The organism is Nocardia testacea NBRC 100365, from assembly GCF_000308775.1.
GTDB lineage: Bacteria > Actinomycetota > Actinomycetes > Mycobacteriales > Mycobacteriaceae > Nocardia > Nocardia testacea.
This window is the reverse complement of sequence record NZ_BAGJ01000020.1, coordinates 1-3,662: the sequence shown is the minus strand read 5'-3', so window position 1 is coordinate 3,662 and position 3,662 is coordinate 1. Positions and strand designations below refer to the sequence as shown.

Here is a 3,662-nt window from a genome sequence, read left to right as displayed (position 1 = left end):
TGGCTCCTTCCGCCGAGGTGCCGGTACCGGCGCCCGACCCCACCGCGCGTCCTGCCGAGGCCGCACCCCGGGCGGCGGCTCCCGCCGCGGTCCCGCCCACCACGCAGCCCGTGGTGCCGCATCCGGGTACCGGCCGTCCGGGCACATCGACACCGGTGCCCGCCCCGCCCCGGCCGTGAATCCGGGGCCGGCACGGCCCGGACATGACGCAGATCACCGGGCGATTCACCCGGACCGGCCGGTGGGGCGCCGTGGCGTCGTAAGGTTTCGCCATGGTGTCGCAGGAGAGGGCCGAATTGGTGCGGTCGGCGGCCGAGGCGAGCCTGCTCGCCGGCCGCCGGCGCTACAACCGCAACGAGGTCGCCGAAAGAGCCGAGGTGACACCGGAGCTCGCGCGGCGGCTGTGGGTCTCGCTCGGGTTCCCGGCCAGTGAAGACGACAGCGCGCGCGACTACACCGACGCCGATATCGCGGCCATCCAGCGGTTCCGGGAAGTGGGCACGCTGGCGGGTGCCGATACCCGGCAGCAGGCCGCGACGGCCCGCACCATCGGGCAGACCATGGCGCGACTGGCGGAATGGCAGGTCGACCTGGTGTTGGCCGAGATCGATCGACGCGTCGCCGCAGCCGGAACCGACGGCGACCGGGAAGAGATCACCCGCACCGCCACCGCGGAAACGGTGGAGTTGCTGGAGAGCCTGCTCTCCTATGCCTGGCGGCGCCACCTCGACGCGGCGCTCTCGCGAAATCTGGAGGACACCGGTCCGCCCGCCGATTCGACCCGGGTACTGGCCGTCGGGTTCGCGGATATGGTCGGCTACACCCGGCTCACCCGGCATCTGCATCCCGACGAACTGTCCATGCTGCTCGAGGCGTTCGAATCCACCACCAACGACGCCATCGCCGAGAACGGCGGCTGGGTCATCAAGAATGTCGGCGACGAAGTCATGTTCGCGGCCGAATCGCCGCTGGCCGCGGCCCGGATCGCACTGGCGCTACAGGAATCCACCATGACGGTCGGCACCACGCCGGAGTTGCGGATCGCGCTGGCCTACGGGCCGGTGCTGCAGCGTTTCGGCGACCTGTACGGCTCGGTGGTGAATATCGCCGCCCGGCTCACCGGTGTCGCCCGGCCGGGCACGATCCTGGTGGATGATGGCGCCGCGGCGGCGCTGGAGGGTGAGCCCGAGGTGAGCATCAAACACCTGCGCAGTGTGCGCGTGCGGGGTTTCAACCGGCTGCGGCCCCACCTGCTGCGGCGCAACGGCCGGACCGCGTCGTAACGGACCGTATACGCGTTCTCTGTTTCAGCATATGAGATTTTCGACAATGTAAATCCCGGTTTGGGTAGGGTCTTCGAGGGAGCCGAACGCGGCTCACGCGTGAGAAGGAGACCGGGATGGCCAAGGGCTATGTCATCGTGACCGAGCTGATCAAGGACCCCGCGGGGATGGCCGAATACGGAAAAGCGGCCGGCAAGGCAATGGCTTCCGGTGTGAAGGTCCTGGCGGTCGACACCAAGTTCGAGGTCCTCGAGGGCGAATGGCCGGCCACCCAGACGGTGGTGCTGGAATTCGAGTCACCCGAAGCCGCGCGCGCCTGGTACGAGTCCGAGGAATACCAGGCGGCGATCCCGTTGCGCCAGGCGGCCGCGGACTGCAACGCGGTGATCGTCAACGGGCTGTAACCGCCGCGCCGCTCGCGTACGGTCCGCGCAGCGCCCGCGGCAGTGACCGGTCGCCGGGCGCGCGACTCGGTCCGCGCGTGCGGCCCCGGGGCCGGGCCGGGTCTCTAGGCTGGCCAGGTGACCAACTCCGAGCGCATCACACCGACCGGCCGCTCGATCGGGCTGGAACTCTCCGGCGTACGCGCCGAGATCGGCACCGTGGCCGCTGTCCTGCGCGAGCTGACCGTGGGCGGGGTCGCGGTCGCCGAACCGATTCCGGCCACGGCCACGCCGCCGATGGGCGCCGGAATCGTCCTGGCGCCCTGGCCCAATCGGGTTCGCGACGGTATCTGGATTCTCGACGGCCTGCCCCAGCAGCTCGACATCACCGAACCGGCGCGTTCGAACGCGATCCACGGGTTGCTGCGCAACACCGTCTACGAGGTGCGGGAACAGTCGGCCGCCGCAGTGACCCTGGGCGCGCTCATACCGCCCCAGCACGGCTGGCCCTTCCTGCTCGACACCTGGGTGCGCTACCGACTACGCCCCGACGGACTCACCGTGACCCACGGCGTGGTGAACCACGGAGACCGGCCGGCGCCGTACGCCGTCGGCGCGCACCCGTACCTGCGGGTAGGGGAGACGCCGGTGGAAGACCTGGTGCTGTCGGTCTCGGCCACCAGCTATTTCGAGGTCGACGCCCGCATGAATCCGGTGGCCGAACACCCGGTCGAGGGCACCCGCTACGACTTGCGGGCCGGGGTTCCGCTGTCGGAGTTGGACCTGGACACCCCCTTCGGCGGGGTGACACCCGCGACGGCGGCCCGGCTCACGGCGCCGGACGGCGCGACGGTCGAACTCGTCCAGGACGCCGGATGGGAATACCTGCAGGTTTTCACCCCGCGGGAGTTCCCGCGCCCACGGGGACGGGGTCTCGCGGTCGCGCTGGAACCCATGACCGCCCCGCCGAACGCGCTGAACTCGGGGGACGGATTGCGGCACCTCGAACCCGGTGAACGCTGGGAGGGCGGGTGGCGTATCCGCTACACGCCCGGTGCGGACGGGAAGCGTTGAATCGGGGTCGCCGAACAGATCCGGACCCGGACTTCCGGTTACGCTGAAGCGCATGGCAGCTCGTGAGGCTCGGATCGCCGCGGCCGCCTGTCGCGCGTACATCCGGGAGATGTGATGGGGTCGGCGATCGTTGTCACGGGTGCTACGGGTCCGGTCGGGCAACGGATCGTCGCGGGGCTGCGGAACGGGGGAGCCGCCGTCCGCGCGGTCACCCGGCAAGCGACCGCGGCGCACGCGGCCGAAGGTATCGAATTCGTCTCGGCGCGGGCACCTTTCGCTGATCTGCTGGACGGTGTGCGGGCCGTCCTGATCAATGTCACCGCACTGGGTGCCGGTGATCCCACGGCCGACGCCGGTGCCCGGCTCACGGAACTGGTCACCGCGGCCCGCAAGCACGGGGTCGGCCATCTGGTGCTGCTGTCGTCCGCGTCCGCCGCGGATCCCGAGAGCCCGATCGGGGCCGGATACCGCCCGCTGGAGGATGGGCTCGCGCGGTTCGACGGTGCGGTCACGATTCTGCGGTCCGTGCTTTTCATGTCGAATACCGCGCATTGGTGGTCCGCGGGAATCCAGCAGGCCCGGACCGCGTCGGCGCCGTATGCCGATGTGGCCGTGACGCCGATCGACGACCGTGATGTCGCGGCGGTGATCACCGGCGCCCTGCTGATGGAACCCACCGCGGCCGCCGGGGAACACCTCGTGACCGGCCCGGAGTTGCTGACACCCCGGGAGATGGTCACGACAATCGCCGATGCCCTGGACACCGATATCGCGTTCGACGACCTACCTCCGGAGACGGTACGGGGCCGTCTGGTGGGCGCCGGCCTTCCGGCCCGGGCGGTCGACGGGCTGCTCCGGTCGTTCGAGTACGCCCGGCAGGCGCCGGTCGCGCCGTCGTCGGCGGTGCGGCGGTTCACCGGGC

The 3,662-nt window shown here is 70.6% G+C and carries 4 protein-coding genes; all 4 read left to right on the top strand.

Annotated elements, in window-relative coordinates:
• Positions 1-272 precede the first annotated feature (272 nt).
• Positions 273-1,283, top strand: a complete 1,011-nt coding sequence (locus ON38_RS03165; RefSeq protein ID WP_039822209.1) for an adenylate/guanylate cyclase domain-containing protein — start codon at positions 273-275, stop codon at positions 1,281-1,283.
• Positions 1,284-1,399: 116 nt separating this feature from the next.
• Positions 1,400-1,687, top strand: coding sequence for a DUF1330 domain-containing protein (locus ON38_RS03160; protein ID WP_039822207.1), 288 nt, complete (start codon positions 1,400-1,402; stop codon positions 1,685-1,687).
• A 117-nt stretch (positions 1,688-1,804) separates the two neighbouring features.
• Entirely contained in the window at positions 1,805-2,740 is a 936-nt protein-coding gene (locus ON38_RS03155) for an aldose 1-epimerase family protein (RefSeq protein ID WP_039822205.1), read from the top strand.
• A gap of 114 nt (positions 2,741-2,854) precedes the next feature.
• Positions 2,855-3,662, top strand: an 808-nt coding sequence (locus ON38_RS03150) for an SDR family oxidoreductase (RefSeq protein WP_051164312.1), incomplete at its 3' end; no start/stop codon positions are given.